At 66.0% G+C, this 14,592-nt stretch carries 12 protein-coding genes; 10 read left to right on the forward strand and 2 right to left on the reverse strand.

From position 1 onward, the window contains the following. Positions 1-192: 192 nt before the first annotated feature. The 9 genes from R5H29_RS10405 to R5H29_RS10445 all read left to right on the forward strand — a co-directional run bounded on the left by R5H29_RS10405 (position 193) and on the right by R5H29_RS10445 (position 9,632). Positions 193-486 carry a LysM peptidoglycan-binding domain-containing protein gene (locus R5H29_RS10405; RefSeq protein ID WP_005419771.1) on the forward strand — a complete coding sequence of 98 codons (294 nt, stop codon included), beginning with the start codon at positions 193-195 and terminating at the stop codon, positions 484-486. A 43-nt stretch (positions 487-529) separates the two neighbouring features. Beyond that, positions 530-1,042, forward strand: coding sequence for a hypothetical protein (locus R5H29_RS10410; RefSeq protein WP_019660848.1), 513 nt, complete (start codon positions 530-532; stop codon positions 1,040-1,042). A gap of 911 nt (positions 1,043-1,953) precedes the next feature. Then, positions 1,954-4,176: an NADP-dependent isocitrate dehydrogenase gene (locus R5H29_RS10415; RefSeq protein WP_019660847.1), complete on the forward strand. Its 2,223-nt coding sequence runs from the start codon at positions 1,954-1,956 to the stop codon at positions 4,174-4,176. A 278-nt stretch (positions 4,177-4,454) separates the two neighbouring features. Then, on the forward strand, positions 4,455-5,420 hold the full coding sequence (locus tag R5H29_RS10420; protein WP_308304989.1) for a hypothetical protein: 966 nt from the start codon (positions 4,455-4,457) through the stop codon (positions 5,418-5,420). Then, positions 5,413-5,961 carry an ATP/GTP-binding protein gene (locus R5H29_RS10425; RefSeq protein WP_134730120.1) on the forward strand — a complete coding sequence of 183 codons (549 nt, stop codon included), beginning with the start codon at positions 5,413-5,415 and terminating at the stop codon, positions 5,959-5,961. Before R5H29_RS10420 ends, R5H29_RS10425 begins: the two co-directional genes overlap by 8 nt. Beyond that, on the forward strand, positions 5,954-6,370 hold the full coding sequence (locus tag R5H29_RS10430) for a roadblock/LC7 domain-containing protein (RefSeq protein ID WP_111098609.1): 417 nt from the start codon (positions 5,954-5,956) through the stop codon (positions 6,368-6,370). Before R5H29_RS10425 ends, R5H29_RS10430 begins: the two co-directional genes overlap by 8 nt. A gap of 53 nt (positions 6,371-6,423) precedes the next feature. Continuing rightward, positions 6,424-6,783 (forward strand): hypothetical protein, encoded by a 360-nt coding sequence (locus R5H29_RS10435; protein ID WP_005419760.1) that lies wholly within the window; start codon positions 6,424-6,426, stop codon positions 6,781-6,783. A 166-nt stretch (positions 6,784-6,949) separates the two neighbouring features. Beyond that, a complete protein-coding gene (aceK, locus tag R5H29_RS10440) occupies positions 6,950-8,680 on the forward strand; it encodes a bifunctional isocitrate dehydrogenase kinase/phosphatase (protein WP_332329144.1) in 1,731 nt (576 codons plus the stop codon). 61 nt (positions 8,681-8,741) lie between these two features. Next, entirely contained in the window at positions 8,742-9,632 is an 891-nt protein-coding gene (locus tag R5H29_RS10445; RefSeq protein ID WP_134730138.1) for an energy transducer TonB, read from the forward strand. 34 nt (positions 9,633-9,666) lie between these two features. Here R5H29_RS10445 and R5H29_RS10450 read toward each other — a convergent pair whose 3' ends face one another. Beyond that, positions 9,667-11,241, reverse strand: a complete 1,575-nt coding sequence (locus R5H29_RS10450) for a sensor domain-containing diguanylate cyclase (RefSeq protein WP_329843311.1) — start codon at positions 11,239-11,241, stop codon at positions 9,667-9,669. Positions 11,242-11,538: 297 nt separating this feature from the next. Here R5H29_RS10450 and R5H29_RS10455 point away from each other — a divergent pair, with 297 nt between their 5' ends. Beyond that, the gene (locus tag R5H29_RS10455) at positions 11,539-12,606 is read left to right on the forward strand and encodes a hypothetical protein (RefSeq protein ID WP_180877941.1); all 1,068 of its coding nucleotides are present in this window, start codon (positions 11,539-11,541) and stop codon (positions 12,604-12,606) included. Positions 12,607-12,693: 87 nt separating this feature from the next. Here the strand turns inward: R5H29_RS10455 and rho are convergent, their stop codons facing one another. Continuing rightward, the gene (rho, locus tag R5H29_RS10460) at positions 12,694-14,445 is read right to left on the reverse strand and encodes a transcription termination factor Rho (protein WP_019660840.1); all 1,752 of its coding nucleotides are present in this window, start codon (positions 14,443-14,445) and stop codon (positions 12,694-12,696) included. Positions 14,446-14,592 lie beyond the last annotated feature (147 nt).

A 14,592-nucleotide genomic window follows, 5' to 3' on the forward strand; every position in this document is an offset into this window, starting at 1 on the left:
GTGCCGGCCGCTGGCCGGCAATCGGCCAAGGCCGGATCCCGTGGCACAGCCGGCCAGCGGCCGGCACTACCGGGTGTCCATTCCCCCGATTGTTCAGCCGCCCCCGGGGCCGGCTTCACATCTGCACCATCCCCATTTAACAACCGCCATGGCACCGTGCCAATCACGTAGTCATGCAGACGGGAGTTGTGGATGAGTACCGAGAAGAAAGCCGATTTCTCCGGCGTCAGTGGCAGTGTCGACAGTACCGCCGAGCAGGTGCCGAAGGCGGACTTCTCCGGCGTCAGCGCTTCGGTGGACAGCACCGCAGACGTTGTCAGCGGCGGCACCTATACCGTGCAGAAGGGTGACTCGCTGTCGAAGATCGCCAAGCAGCATCTGGGCGACGCCAATGCCTGGAAGAAGATCTTCGAAGCCAACCGCGATGTGCTTGATGACCCGGACAAGATCTTCCCGGGCCAGACCCTGAAACTGCCGCCGAAGTAAGCCGGCCAGAACGCCGTCCGACAATCCCTGGGAGGAACCCCGAATGATCAAGACCACCCCGCTCCAGACCGCCCTGATCGCCGCCCTGCTGGGCAGCGTCGCCCTGGTCGGTTGCAAGAAGAAAGAAGAGTCGACCGACAACAATGCCGCTCCGGCAGCGACCGCTCCGGCCGAACCGGCAGCACCGGCCCCGATGACCGGCGCGCCGCCGCCGATGGCCGAAGCCGCTGCTGTCAGCGTCTCGTCGGTCACGGTCGGAAAGACCGCCGCCGCCGACAAGTCGGTTGCGACGACGGCTCTGTTCGCACCGAAGGACGACATCATCGTCTCGGTCAAGACCGACGGTGCGGCAAACAATGTCAACGTTGGCGCGAAGCTGACCTATCAGGACGGCCAGGTGGCCGGCGAACAGACCGCCACCCTGAACACCAGTGGTGCGGAAACCACCAACGTCACGTTCAAGAATGCAAAGGGCTGGCCGGCCGGCAAGTACCGCGCCGAAGTCACCGTCGATGGCAAGGCGGCCGGAACGCCGCAGGAGTTCGAGGTCAAGTAAGTCCAGCCGACTCTCTCCCGGCAGGGCTCACGATGGACGCAGCCGCGAGGCTGCGTCCTTTTTTATTGGGCGATGTCCGCTTTGGGGCCTAGCGGGATACGCTGAACGGACCACGGACAGATCGGGGGACAGGATGCTCAGCTGGATTGCGCTCACACTCGCAATGGGACCTGCGAATCTCTGGAGCTACAGTTGCGACCACTTCCTATACGGCGCCTGTGTGCGGGTGCCGACAGGAATGTCTGTGACCTACGAGGCACCTGTTGACTCTGGTCTGCACCTTATCAGGCACGATAGTAAGGAAGTCGCCCTGATCTACGAGGGCGACGCCCCCGAAAAGCCTGCAGGAAGCACGCCGGATCTGCGTTTCACGGACGGCGGATATGCCGTGTCGGGATACGTAAGGTCGGAAGGACCTTCCACCCGGTACGACGTCTACGTTCGGCCCGGATCGTCTGGCGCCGGTTCGCTGCACATCCGAGGTTCCGCAGCGACGGCGGATGAACTCGCCAGCCTGGCCGCCGTCGTCGGGGGATTCCGTGTCTGCAACTTCCAGCAAAGCAAGCGCGCACAGACGTTGACCTGTCCGAGGCGTGCCGAGTGGGGGCAGCGATTGTCGGAGTGGGTCATGCGTGCCTCCACGAGCGGGAAGTCGAACTAGCCATCAAGCCCCAGCTTCCAGACCGGAAGCGAGCCAACGACGAAACACAGCGGTCCAGTACCGTCGCGTATGGCGTGGCTTTGCCCCGCGCGGTTGAAAACGCGACAATGCAGGGGTTTCCCCGCCGCGCGCCCACCCTGACGGCGACGGGGGAAAGCGTGGGGCCCGGCCCCGCGCGCGACACGGTTGCACGTGGCCCGGCGCTGGCGCCGGCCTTCCCCTGAGCACTGCTACAGAGTCCAAGTCCCCCATGTCCAAGATTCTCTACACGCTGACCGACGAAGCCCCGTTCCTGGCCACCCAGTCGCTGCTGCCGATCGTTGACGCCTACACCGGTACGGCCGGCATCGTGGTGGAAACCCGTGACATCTCGCTGTCCGGCCGCATCCTGTCGCAGTTCCCGGAACTGCTCAGTGACGCGCAGAAGGTCAGCGACGACCTGGCCGAGCTGGGCCAACTGGCGACCACCCCGGACGCCAACATCATCAAGCTGCCGAACATTTCCGCCTCGGTGCCGCAGCTGAAGGCGGCCATCAAGGAACTGCAGGACCAGGGCTATCCGCTGCCGGATTACCCGGAAACCCCGGCCGACGACCAGCAGCGCGACTACAAGGCGCGCTACGACAAGGTCAAGGGCAGCGCGGTGAATCCGGTGCTGCGCGAAGGCAACTCCGACCGCCGTGCACCGCTGTCGGTGAAGAACTACGCGCGCAAGCACCCACACCGCATGGGCGCCTGGGCGCCGGATTCGAAGTCGCATGTCGCGCACATGGCCGCCGGCGATTTCTACGGCAGCGAGAAGTCGGCCACCCTGGCCAATGCCGGTTCGCTGAAGATCACCTTCCACGGCAATGACGGCAGCACCGCTGTGCTGAAGGAAAAGACCGCGGTCAAGGCCGGCGAGATCGTCGATGCCGCCGTGATGAGCCGCAAGGCACTGGCCGCGTTCATCGGCGAGCAGATTGCCGATGCCAAGGCCCAGGGCGTGCTGTTCTCGCTGCACCTGAAGGCGACCATGATGAAGGTCTCCGACCCGATCATGTTCGGCGTGGCGGTGAACGAGTTCTACAAGGACGTGCTGGCCAAGCACGCCGACGTGCTGAAGCAGGCCGGTTTCGATGCCAACAACGGCATCGGTGACCTGGCTGCGCGCCTGCCGTCGCTGCCGGAAGCCACCCGTGCTGCGATCGAAGCCGACCTGGCTGCCGAGTACGCACAGCGCCCGGGCGTGGCCATGGTCAACTCGGACAAGGGCATCACCAACCTGCACGTGCCGAGCGACGTGATCGTCGACGCCTCGATGCCGGCGATGATCCGCGACTCCGGCAAGATGTGGAATGCCGAAGGCAAGCTGCAGGACACCAAGGCCGTCATTCCGGACCGCTGCTACGCCGGCGTGTACCAGGCCGTCATCGACGACTGCAAGGCGCACGGTGCCTTCGATCCGGCCACCATGGGTTCGGTGCCGAACGTCGGCCTGATGGCGCAGAAGGCCGAGGAGTACGGCTCGCACGACAAGACCTTCCAGATCGCCGCCGATGGCGTGGTCAAGGTCACCGACGATGCTGGCACCGTGGTGTTCGAGCATGCCGTCGAAGCCGGTGACATCTGGCGCATGTGCCAGACCAAGGACGCGCCGATCCAGGACTGGGTGAAGCTGGCCGTCGAGCGCGCCCGCCTGAGCAGCACCCCGGCCGTGTTCTGGCTGGATGCCGCCCGTGCCCACGACGCGCAGGTCATCGCCAAGGTCGAGCAGTACCTCAAGGACCACGATACTGCCGGTCTGGACATCCGCATCCTGCCGCCGGTGGAAGCCACCGCGTTCTCGCTGGACCGCATCCGCAAGGGCGAGGACACCATCTCGGTGACCGGCAACGTGCTGCGTGACTACCTGACCGACCTGTTCCCGATCATGGAGCTGGGCACCAGCGCCAAGATGCTGTCGATCGTGCCGCTGATGGCCGGTGGCGGCCTGTTCGAGACCGGTGCCGGTGGTTCGGCGCCGAAGCACGTGCAGCAGTTCGTCGAGGAAGACTACCTGCGCTGGGATTCGCTGGGTGAATTCCTGGCCCTGGCCGCGTCGCTGGAACACCTGGGCAACCGCTACGACAACGCCGCTGCCCGTGTGCTGGCCAAGGCGCTGGACGAAGCCAACGGCCAGTTCCTGGACAACGACAAGTCGCCGTCGCGCAAGCTGGGTGGCATCGACAACCGTGGCAGCCACTTCTACATCGCGCTGTACTGGGCCCAGGCCCTGGCCGCGCAGGACGAAGACGCCGCCCTGAAGGCGCGCTTCGCCCCGCTGGCCAAGGCGCTGACCGACAACGAGCAGAAGATCGTCGAAGAGCTGGTCGCGGTGCAGGGCAAGGCCGTGGACATCGGCGGCTACTACCGTCCGGACGTGGCCAAGGCCAGCAAGGCGATGCGCCCGAGCGCGACCTTCAATGCCGCGCTGGAGCAGCTGCGCGGCTGATCCGTCGCCGTTCGGTCGTGACCCCGGAACCCGCGCTTCGGCGCGGGTTTTTTTTGGGGCGGCCCCATTCGACCCGCGTCCAGAACCGTGACATCCGTTGGCCGTCGGAATGCCGTCAAAGCGGCATGAAACTTGCCCGCGATGGCCGTCGCAGAACCGATCGGACACCGTCTGCAACCGCTCCCGATCTGAGCAGTCGATCACGACGGCTGCCGCTGGCGATGTCCTAGCCTTGGCGACGCGAGGCCACCGGGGAGGTGGCCGCACGGGGAACACGGATGGCACGCGTGCTGGTAGTGGGAACCGACATCCAGGGCGAGCAGGCCCTGCTGCAGCGGCTACGCGTAGCATCGGCGCTGCCGGACGGCCAGATCCGCCGCAGCCAGGATCTGGACGATTGCGACCTGCTGGTCATCCGCGATACGCCGGCGCTGCGCAACGCGGCCCTGCGCATGCGCCAGCAACGCCCGCGACTGCAGTGCTGGATCGAGGATCTGGGGGGCCAGCTGCGCGACGGCGATGGCCCTCAGGACATACTTGATGACGGTGCCATCGGCCGCGCCCTGCGCGGGATGCAGTTGGCAGTGGAGCCCCTGACCATGCACGCACCCGCACCGATCCGTCTTGCCGATGGTGCACACGCCATCACCCGCCTGCTGCGCGAGCGGCTGCCCCTGCGCCAGGGGCAGGCACTGCTGAGTGACGCGGGTGACCCCGTCCTGCTGATGGACCTCGAGCATGACCAGGCCGTGCTGTTGCAGGAGCCCGCGAGCGCGCTGGTAGAGCGCCTGGCCGAGGCCTTCGAACGCCTGCAGCTGGATGCGCTCACGCCGGCTCGCCTGCAGGCCCTGGCCGGTGAGCGGCCGCGCCAGCCACTGCGGCCCCTGCTGTGGCAGTGGGCACAGCGCAGCCGACATTGGCAGGCACTGGACGAACGCCTGCGTGGCGCCTCGGTGAAGCTGCTGCGCTGGCCGGATTTCCGCGTGCTGGGTCACGACCACGATGGCTTCCGCTTGTGTTCGCTGCTGCTCAAGCGCGCGTGCACGGTTGAAGAATGCGCGATGCTGCTCGAGTTGCCGGCTGCGGCGGTGCGTGATTTCATCCATGCCGCCTATCTCTGCGGTTACGCGCAGTTGCAGAGCGCCCCGGCGGCACCGATGACGGCCCTACGCGGCAATGGCACCGACAACGGCCTGCTTGCCCGCCTGTGGCGCCACCTGCGTGGGAGCGAGCGCAATGCGTGAGCACAAGGTGGTCGTGCTCGGTGGCATGGGCAGCGGCAAGTCGACACTCGTGCGCAGCATCGCGGCCGGCGCGGTGATCGACACCGATGTGGCCAACAGTGATCGCCTCGGTGCCGACAAGGCCTCCACCACCGTCGCGCTGGACTACGCAGACATCGACCTGCCCAACGGCGAACGCCTGCGGCTTTACGGGACACCCGGCCAGCAGCGTTTCGATTTCCTGTGGCCGATCCTGCTGCAGGGGGCACGTGGTGCGGTGCTGCTGCTGGACGCGCGCCGCGCCGGCATTGCCAGCGAGCTGCAGGACTACCTGCAGGTGCTGCAGCCGTTCGCAGCGTCATTGGCGCTGGTGGTGGCGGTCACCCATCTCGACCAGGCGCCGCACGCTGCGCTGGACGACTGGGCTGCACGCGCCAGCCTGGATGATCAACCGCTGCCTTTGCTGGCAGTGGATGCCCGCGACCGCGAACAGGGATTGCTGCTGATGGATGTACTGATGAGCGAAATGGAAGCGCACGCACTGGTGGCCGCGCATGGCTGACGGGCAGATGGCGGTGCTGCCCGATGCCGGCCAGCGTGCGCGCCTGCAGCCGCTGCTGCAGGACCTGCAGCAGCGGGTGGAAGGCGTGCGCACGGTAGTGCTGGCCAGTGTCGATGGCTTTGCCCTGGTCAGCGCTGGTGCCGAGGGGCGCGGTGAACGGCTGGCGGCAATGACCAGCGCGATGCTGGCGCTGGCCGCGGCGGTCGGGCGCGAACTGGTGCTGGGCGATCTGCAGACGCTGATGCTGGAAGCGATGGGCGGGAAGGTGCTGATGCTGGCAATCCAGGCCGAGGGACGTGCACCGCTGCTGCTGATGGCGGCCTGCGACCAGCGCAGCGTGATCGGCCAGGTGCTGTGGCAGAGCAGGGAATGTGGCCAGGCGATCCTGGCCGAACTCGGCGGATCGTGAGCCCGGCCGCAGGGGAACGAGGGGCTCGAACCAACATCGACAAGGGGTGCGACGTGGCTGGATTGAATGAATCGTTGAACGCACTGATGGGCATCGACGGCGCGCAGGCAGTGGCGCTGGTCGACTACGAAAGCGGCATGCTGCTGGGCGAAGCCGGTGCCGGCATGGACATGGAGGTGGCCGCTGCCGGCAACACCGAAGTGATCCGGGCCAAGATGAAGACCGCCGCCTCGTTGAACCTCAATGACAGCATCGAGGATATCCTGATCTCGCTGGGCAAGGCGTACCACATCATGCGACCGGTCGCGAAGAAGAAGGGACTGTTCTTCTACATCGTGCTGGACCGGACCAAGTCCAACCTTGCACTGGCCCGACGCAAGGTGCAGGACGTGGAGGCCGAACTGGCGATCTGAGCCATTGGCTTCGGTAGAGTCGAGCCCGCCCGACTGCTCTTTGCAACTGTAGAGCCGAGCCATGCTCGGCTGCTTCTGCCTGGATCAGCCGAGCATGGGCTCGGCTCTACACAAGCAACCCCACGCCAGCGTATGGTGAAGCCGGTCCTCCCCGGGTTAGCTACGCATGTCCAAGCCTGACATCGCTGCCGAGCTGGCACCGCGTATCGCAGGTGCCATCCGCGACGGTTTCGAGCAGTACCACGCCCGTTTCGCGGCGATCACCGCGCGGGCACGGCAGCGCTTCGAGCAGCGCGACTGGGCCGGTGCGCGGCAGGATGCGGTCGAGCGCATTGCCCTGTACGACCTGTGCATCGCCGAGCAGATGGATGCGTTGCGTCGGCTCGCCGGTGACGCGATCGGCGAGCGTGCGCTGTGGCTGCAGGTGCACGCGCGGTACAGCGCGCTGCTGCAGGGCCTGATTGACGCCGAGCTGTACAAGACGTTCTACAACACCCTGTCGCGGCGCTTGTTCTCCACCCGTGGCGTGGATCCGGCGCTGGAGTTCATCGCCTTTGACGTCGAGCCGTCCGATGCGATCACCCATCCCGTCGCGCGGCATACCTACGCGGTGTCGCCGACGCGACCGGTGGAGGCCCTGCAACGCGTGCTGGCCGACTACCGCTTCGACATTCCCTACGCGCACCAGTTGCGTTGCGCGGCGGCCATTGCCGTGCGCCTGCAGGACGACCTCGCCCATTGGGGGGACACGCCGGTGCGCAGCATTGAACTGCTCGACACGGTGTTCTACCGCGAGCGCCGCGCCTACCTGGTTGGCCGCGTGTTCGGTGAGCATCGCTTCTCGCCCTGCGTGATCGCGCTGGTCAACGATGAGCGCGGGCTGCGAGCCGATGCGGTGCTCACCCGGCGCCGTGATGTCGCCCATCTGTTTGGCGTGTCGCGCAGCTACTTCCAGGCCGATCTGGGTACGGTGGGCGATGCCGTGGTGTTCCTGCGCAGCCTGCTGCCGGGCAAGCCCATCGATGAGATCTACACGGTGCTGGGACGTGCCAAGCAGGGCAAGACCGAGCGCTACCGCACGTTCTACCGCCACTTCAACGAGCACCCGCAGGAGCGGCTGGTGCATGCCGAAGGTACGCCGGGCATGGTCATGGCGGTGTTCACCCTGCCCAGCTATCCGCTGGTGTTCAAGCTGATCCGCGACCGTTTCGCGTGGCCCAAGGCGATGTCGCGGCAGCAGGTGGAAGAGAAGTACGCGCTGGTGTTCAATCTCGATCGTGTCGGCCGCCTGCTCGATGCGCAGCCCTATCGTCATCTGCGTTTTCCGCGCGCGCGTTTCGCGCCGGCCTTGCTGGACGAACTGCTGCAGCAGTGCGCGCAGAGCGTACGCGTTGATGGCGATGAGGTGGAGATCGCACTGTGCTACGTGCAGCGCCGTTTCCGTCCATTGAACCTGTACCTGCGCGAGCAGGGCGGGGAGGCGGTACGTGCAGCGGTGCTCGACTATGCGCAGGCGATCACCGACATGGCGCGCAACAACATCTTCCCCGGTGACATGCTGCCGAAGAACTTCGGTGTATCACGGCACGGCCGGGCCGTGTTCTACGACTATGACGAGCTGTGCCTGGTCAGCGACTGCGTGTTCCGTGCGTGGCCGCAGCCGCGTACGCCGGAGGAGGCCATGGCCGACGAGCCCTGGTTCCATGTTGGTCCGCGCGACGTGTTTCCCGAGCGCTTCGGCCCGTTCATGGGCCTGCCCGCTGCAGAGCTGGCAGCGGTGCGCGAGCACTACCGGCACCTGTTCGACCCGGGCTGGTGGCAGGGCCTGCAGGAACGCTTCGCACGAGGGGACTATCCGGATACGCCGCCCTATGCGGGTGCACACCGGCTGGCCTGAGCCGGCTGTCATGAGTATTGGGACTGAGGTACGCTCGCTGTTCATCACCAAGGATCCGGCAATGATGCGTTCCCCACTGTTTCTCGCCCTCGCGCTGGCCGTCGGTGCCGGCGCCCCCCTGCTTGCAGGTGACGCCACTGCGCAGACCGCACGTGCTGTACGTGCGACTGCGGAAATGAGCATGGTGCTGTCCGGTCATATCGAGGTCACGCCGGAGGGCGCTGTCAGTTCGCTGGTGCTGGACCAGAAAGCCATGGTCGCCCCGGGCATCGCCTCCTTCGTCGAAGGCACCATCGGGGGCTGGCGCTTCGAGCCCACGCTGCGCGCTGGCCAGGCGGTGGCCACGCGGGCCCCTTTGCGCGTTCGCCTGCGCGGCAAGGCTGCGGCCGATGGCGGTTATGAAATCAGCATGACCAGTGTCGACTTCAGCGAGTACGATCCGAAGGCCACTGATTCGGTGACCCCGCTGCACATGACACCGCCGCGCTACCCGGAGGCGGCCTACCGAAACGGTGGCCAGGGTGAGGTGCTGCTGCTGGTGAAGGTGGCGCGCGACGGAACAGTGGCCGACGTGGCCGCCGAGCAGGTGAACATGGCTGTGGTCGCGTCCGAGCGGACCCTGGCCAAGATGCGCGACATCCTGGCCAGAGCCAGCGTCAGCACCGCCCGTACCTGGACCTTCAAGCCGCCGACCACCGGCGAGGACAGCACCCGGGACAGCTGGACGGTTCGCATCCCGGTGAACTTCGCCCTGAACCATGATCCCAATGCAGAGGCGGAACGCTATGGCCGCTGGCGCGCCTTCATTCCGGGGCCGCGGCAGAGCGTGCCGTGGCACGAGGCTGACCCGGTCGAGCAGGCCGGCAGCGATCTGCTGCCGGAAGGCGGCGTCTACATGGTGGACGGCGCCAAGCGCGGCCTGCGCCTGCTGACCCCGCTGCAACAGAGCTGAGACCCGCTGCGGAGCCGGGCAGCCCGGCTCCGCGTCAGTCCGCGTACGGGTAGACCACCACCCGGTTGCGGCCCTGTTCCTTGGCCATGTACAGGGCCTTGTCGGCCAGCCGCAGTGCCTGCTCGGCATCGACATGGAAGCTGGGGAAGTGGGCCACGCCCAGTGACACGGTGATGGTGCCGACCGGCTCGAACGGATGATCGGCGATGTGCTGGCGCAGGCGCTCGCCGGCCTGGCGCGCCGAGTCGGTGCTGATGCCCGGCAACAGCAGCAGGAATTCCTCGCCACCGGCACGGCAGAGGATGTCGCTGTCGCGCGAGTAGCGGCGCATCTGGTCGGCGATATGGACGATGGCGGCGTCGCCGACGTCGTGGCCATGGCTGTCATTGATCGATTTGAAGCGATCGATGTCCAGCGCCAGGATCGCGAACGGAATGCCCTGCACCTGCAATGCATCCAGCGCCTGCTGCAGGCCGCGGCGATTGAGCAGGCCGGTCAGCGGATCGGTACGGTTGGCGCGGCTGAGCGTGCCGATGCGGTCCTGCAGCGCGTTGAAGCTGTGCAGCACCGCCTGCTTGAGCTGGGCCACCTCGAAGTACCAGGCGCGGATGCCGCTGACGTGGCTGATCGCGTTGCCGGTGTCCTCGCCACCCTGCACGTTTCGCGCCAGCTGCCACAGCGGCATCGAGATGCGGCGGGCGAACCACCAGGTGACCAGCAGTGACAGCAGGCCGAGCGGGATCGCATTCCAGATCACCGCGGTCATCAACCGCGACAATGGCTGCAGCGTGGCCTCGGTCGGCCGCTGGGCGATGATGCCCCAGCCGGTGGCCGGTACCGGTGCATAGCCGGCCAGCATCGACACGCCCAGGTTGTTGCGGACCTGCTGCGCACCGCGTTCACCGCGCACGACTGCCTTCACCGCCGGGTTGCCGACCACGTAGTCGCCGACCCGCTTGCCATCGGCGTGGTACAGCAGGCGGCCATTGCGGTCCACCACGTACAGGTACGAGCCGTCGCGGTAGTAGTGCTTGCCCAGCAGCGTGTGCAGCGCACTGCGCTGGCGCAGGTAGAGGGTGCCGCTGACGTAGCCGCGATAGCGGCCCTGGCGGTCGAAGATCGGGTGCGACAGCGAGACCAGCAGCTTGCCGGTGGCCGACTGGTACGGGTCACTGATCATCGGCTGGCGCGCGGCCAGTGCCGCGTTGTTGCCGACGCTGTGCAGGATCTCGCCCTGCAACTGCAGGGTCTGTGGCGAGGTGGCGATCACCAGGCCATCGGCATCGACCACCAGCGAGGAATTGAAGCTGTTGGTCTGCAACTGCAGGCGGCTGGCTTCGTCCTGCGCCTGTGCCGGATCGAGATTGCTCTGGCCCAGCCGGGTGGCGGCGTAGGCCAACTCCTGCTGCGCGGCCAGCAGGAAGTTCTGGGTGGTCTCGGCCAGCTTGGTGGCATAGACGCGGTTGGCTTCCAGGGTATTGCCGACCAGCTGGTCGCGCTGCACCCGGTAGCTGGCCAGCAGGGTATTGGCCAGGGCGATGATGGCGCTGAGCAGGGCCAGGGCGAGGATCAGCTTGCCCAGGTTGAGGCGGGGAGACAGCGTTCGCATGCGTCGACGGATCCGGCAGGAGGCTGGACCCGACCGGTTCTCCGGAAGGGGCGACAGCGGGAATCGGTGGCCACGCCCTTGGGGCCGGGCAGGGTATCGGGCGAATTATCGCCAAAAGTCAGCGGCGGCAAAGTGAAACAGGTCGCCCTGCAGCCAAAAAAAAACCTGCCGCAGCGGGCTCGGTGCCAAGACGCGTGGGCGCAGGGCCAGTCTGGCTGGTCAAGGAAATCTACAACTATTCGCATGGTACCTGCCCTCGGGAACTGAAAGCATGGTGCGTTTGGAGGATGCACGTTCATGCGATATCTGCTGCAGAGCTTGGGAGTTCTTCCTTGTGCAACCCATCGAAGCCACTTTGTCGAATCCCATCTTTCGCGGGTTCGCATGCACCTGAATGCCGGTGACCACGCTTCGGCCGAGGCCGTGATGGCGGGGGGGGCGGCTGAAACCCATGAGCACCTTGTCTGGCGCCTGTCGGTGGAACGCCGGGTTGGTCGATGGATCAAGACGTGGACGCAGGCGTTGCCACAGTCCTCTCATCCTCTATTGGTTTCTGCATATGCGGACATCAACAAGGCATGGACAGTCCGCGGTGAGAGTTACGCAGCGGATATCCCGATGTTGCGGCGACGCAGATACCCCGGGATCATGATGCAGGCATATCGGAAGCTCTCGAACATCGTGGCCCAGGAGCCTGGCAATGCAATGGCGCTGGCTGGCCTGATTCACTGCAACGTCGTGGTCGGCGCAGGTGACGGAAACAGGGAGGAATGGCTCGATGCGGCGATGGCGGCCGAGCCGTTCCATTGCCCATCGATCGTGCAGTATGCGAGAGGGACATGGCAGCGCTGGGGAGGCAAGCCCGATGATCATTTTCGATTTGCCGATTGGGTGGTTGAGAACGCGCCCGCTGGTAGCTGCTCGCACATCGTGGCTGCACAAGCGGTGCTGGATGACGCCCTGACCGCGGCAGACAGCTTCAGCACGATGCGAGGAATCTCCCGCCATCTCGGAAACGAGGAAACCGCTGCGTGGCTACGCCGCGCAATACTGAAATGGGCCGGTGCCACGCCCGAAACCCTGGAGTGTCGTCTGCAGGACATTGCATCCGTTCATGGCGACAGCTATCACGGGGTCTGCATGGAGACATTTGCTTTTGCGGCGTACTTCGCGGGTGCGAAGGACGAGGCCCGCCAGCTGCTGATCGCATTGAGGGGGCGATTGCAGGCTGATGTATGGGAGATGCTCTTGCCCTCCATTCCCGGCTGGCTGGCTGCCGTTGGCCTCCGGCATCGGGCGGCGCATCTGGCGCATGATCGCATCTGTCGTGATCTGGGGTTGGACCCGAGGCAGATCTGCCGATAACTCCATGGTGCCCATGAACGGTAGCGATGGTCCCAATGAAGAGGCCCCGCATGGCGGGGCCTCTTCTCGTTCCATCAATGCCGTGGATCAGCGCTTCATCGAACCGAAGAACTCGTCGTTGGACTTGGTGTTCTTCATCTTGTCGAGCAGGAATTCCATCGCGGCCATTTCGTCCATCGGATGCAGCAGCTTGCGCAGGATCCAGATCTTCTGCAGCAGTTCCGGCTCGATCAGCAGGTCTTCGCGGCGGGTGCCGGAACGGTTGATGTCGATGGCCGGGAACACGCGCTTTTCAGCAATACGACGGCTCAGGTGCACTTCGCTGTTGCCGGTGCCCTTGAACTCTTCGTAGATCACCTCGTCCATCTTCGAACCGGTGTCCACCAGCGCGGTGGCGATGATGGTCAGGCTGCCGCCTTCTTCCACGTTGCGCGCGGCACCGAAGAAGCGCTTCGGGCGGTGCAGGGCGTTGGCGTCCACGCCACCGGTCAGCACCTTGCCCGAGCTCGGCACCACGTTGTTGTAGGCGCGGGCCAGGCGGGTGATCGAGTCGAGCAGGATCACCACGTCCTTCTTGTGCTCGACCAGGCGCTTGGCGCGCTCGATGACCATTTCGGCCACCTGCACGTGGCGCGCGGCCGGCTCGTCGAAGGTCGAGCTGATGACCTCGCCGCGCACGGTGCGCTGCATTTCGGTCACTTCTTCCGGGCGCTCGTCGATCAGCAGCACGATCAGGTGCACGTCCGGGTGGTTGGTGGTGATGGCGGTGGCGACCTGCTGCATCATCATCGTCTTGCCGGCCTTCGGCTGCGACACGATGAGCGAGCGCTGGCCCTTGCCCTGCGGCGCCATCAGGTCGAGGATGCGGCCGGTGATGTCTTCCGACGAACCGTTGCCACGCTCCAGGGTGAAGCGGCGGCGCGGGAACAGCGCGGTCAGGTTCTCGAACAGCACCTTGTTCTTCGACGCTTCGATCGGCTCGCCGTTGATGGTGTCGACGATGTTCAGCGCGAAGTAGCGCTCGCCGTCCTTCGGGAAGCGGATGCGGCCGGAGATGTGGTCGCCGGTGCGCAGGTTGAAGCGGCGGATCTGGCTGGGCGAGATGTAGGTGTCGTCAGGGCCGGCCAGGTAGCTGGCTTCGGCCGCGCGCAGGAAACCGAAGCCATCCGGCAGGATTTCCAGCACACCGTCGGCGGCAACGCCATCGCCGTGGCGGGTCAGCACCTTCAGCAGGGCGAAGATCACATCCTGCTTGCGGGCGCGGGCCACGCCTTCGGAGATCTGCAGCTGCTCGGCGATTTCCAGCAGCTTCTGTGCCGGCATGCGCTTGAGGTCGCTCAGCGAATAGACCGGGAAGCCCTCGGGCACGTTGGCGTGCGGGCGCGGCACGAACGGCTGCTGCTCGCCGCCGTCGTTGGGCATGCCCTCGTCGCGGAAGCGGTTGTTGCGGTCACGGTCGCGGCGGTTGCGGAAGCGGTCGCGGCGGTTGCCCTGCCCCTGGCCCTGCTGGCCATTCTGGTTGTATGGGTTCTGGCCCTGGTTCTGGCCGCCCCCCTGATGGTTGTGCTGCTGGCGCGGCTGGCCGGATTCGCGGCCTTCGCTGCCTTCGCCACCGCCACTGCTGGCAGGGGCCTCGGCGGCGGGCGCGCTCGGTGCAGGTGCTGCGGCAGGCGCCGGCGCGGGAGCTTCGGGCGCGGAGGCCAACGGCAGCGTCGGCTGCGCCGGAGCGGCGCTGGTTTCGGCGGCTGCCGGGGCGGCGGCCTTGCTCACGCGGGGCTTGCGCACACGCTTTTCGGCGGGCGCATCGGCGCTGCCGGTTTCGGAAGTGTTATCGGACAAGAGCGTTATTCCTCGCTTGAAGGTGCGAGCGCCCGGCTGGGGCGGCGAACGTTGGGAATGGGTCTGGAAGAAACTGCGTCCAGAGGGTGCGGCACGCGAACGCGGCCGGATATGCCGACACTATCATCGGCCTGCGGCGCCATGCAA

The organism is Stenotrophomonas sp. A3_2 (assembly GCF_036624925.1).
Taxonomy (GTDB): Bacteria; Pseudomonadota; Gammaproteobacteria; order Xanthomonadales; family Xanthomonadaceae; genus Stenotrophomonas; species Stenotrophomonas hibiscicola.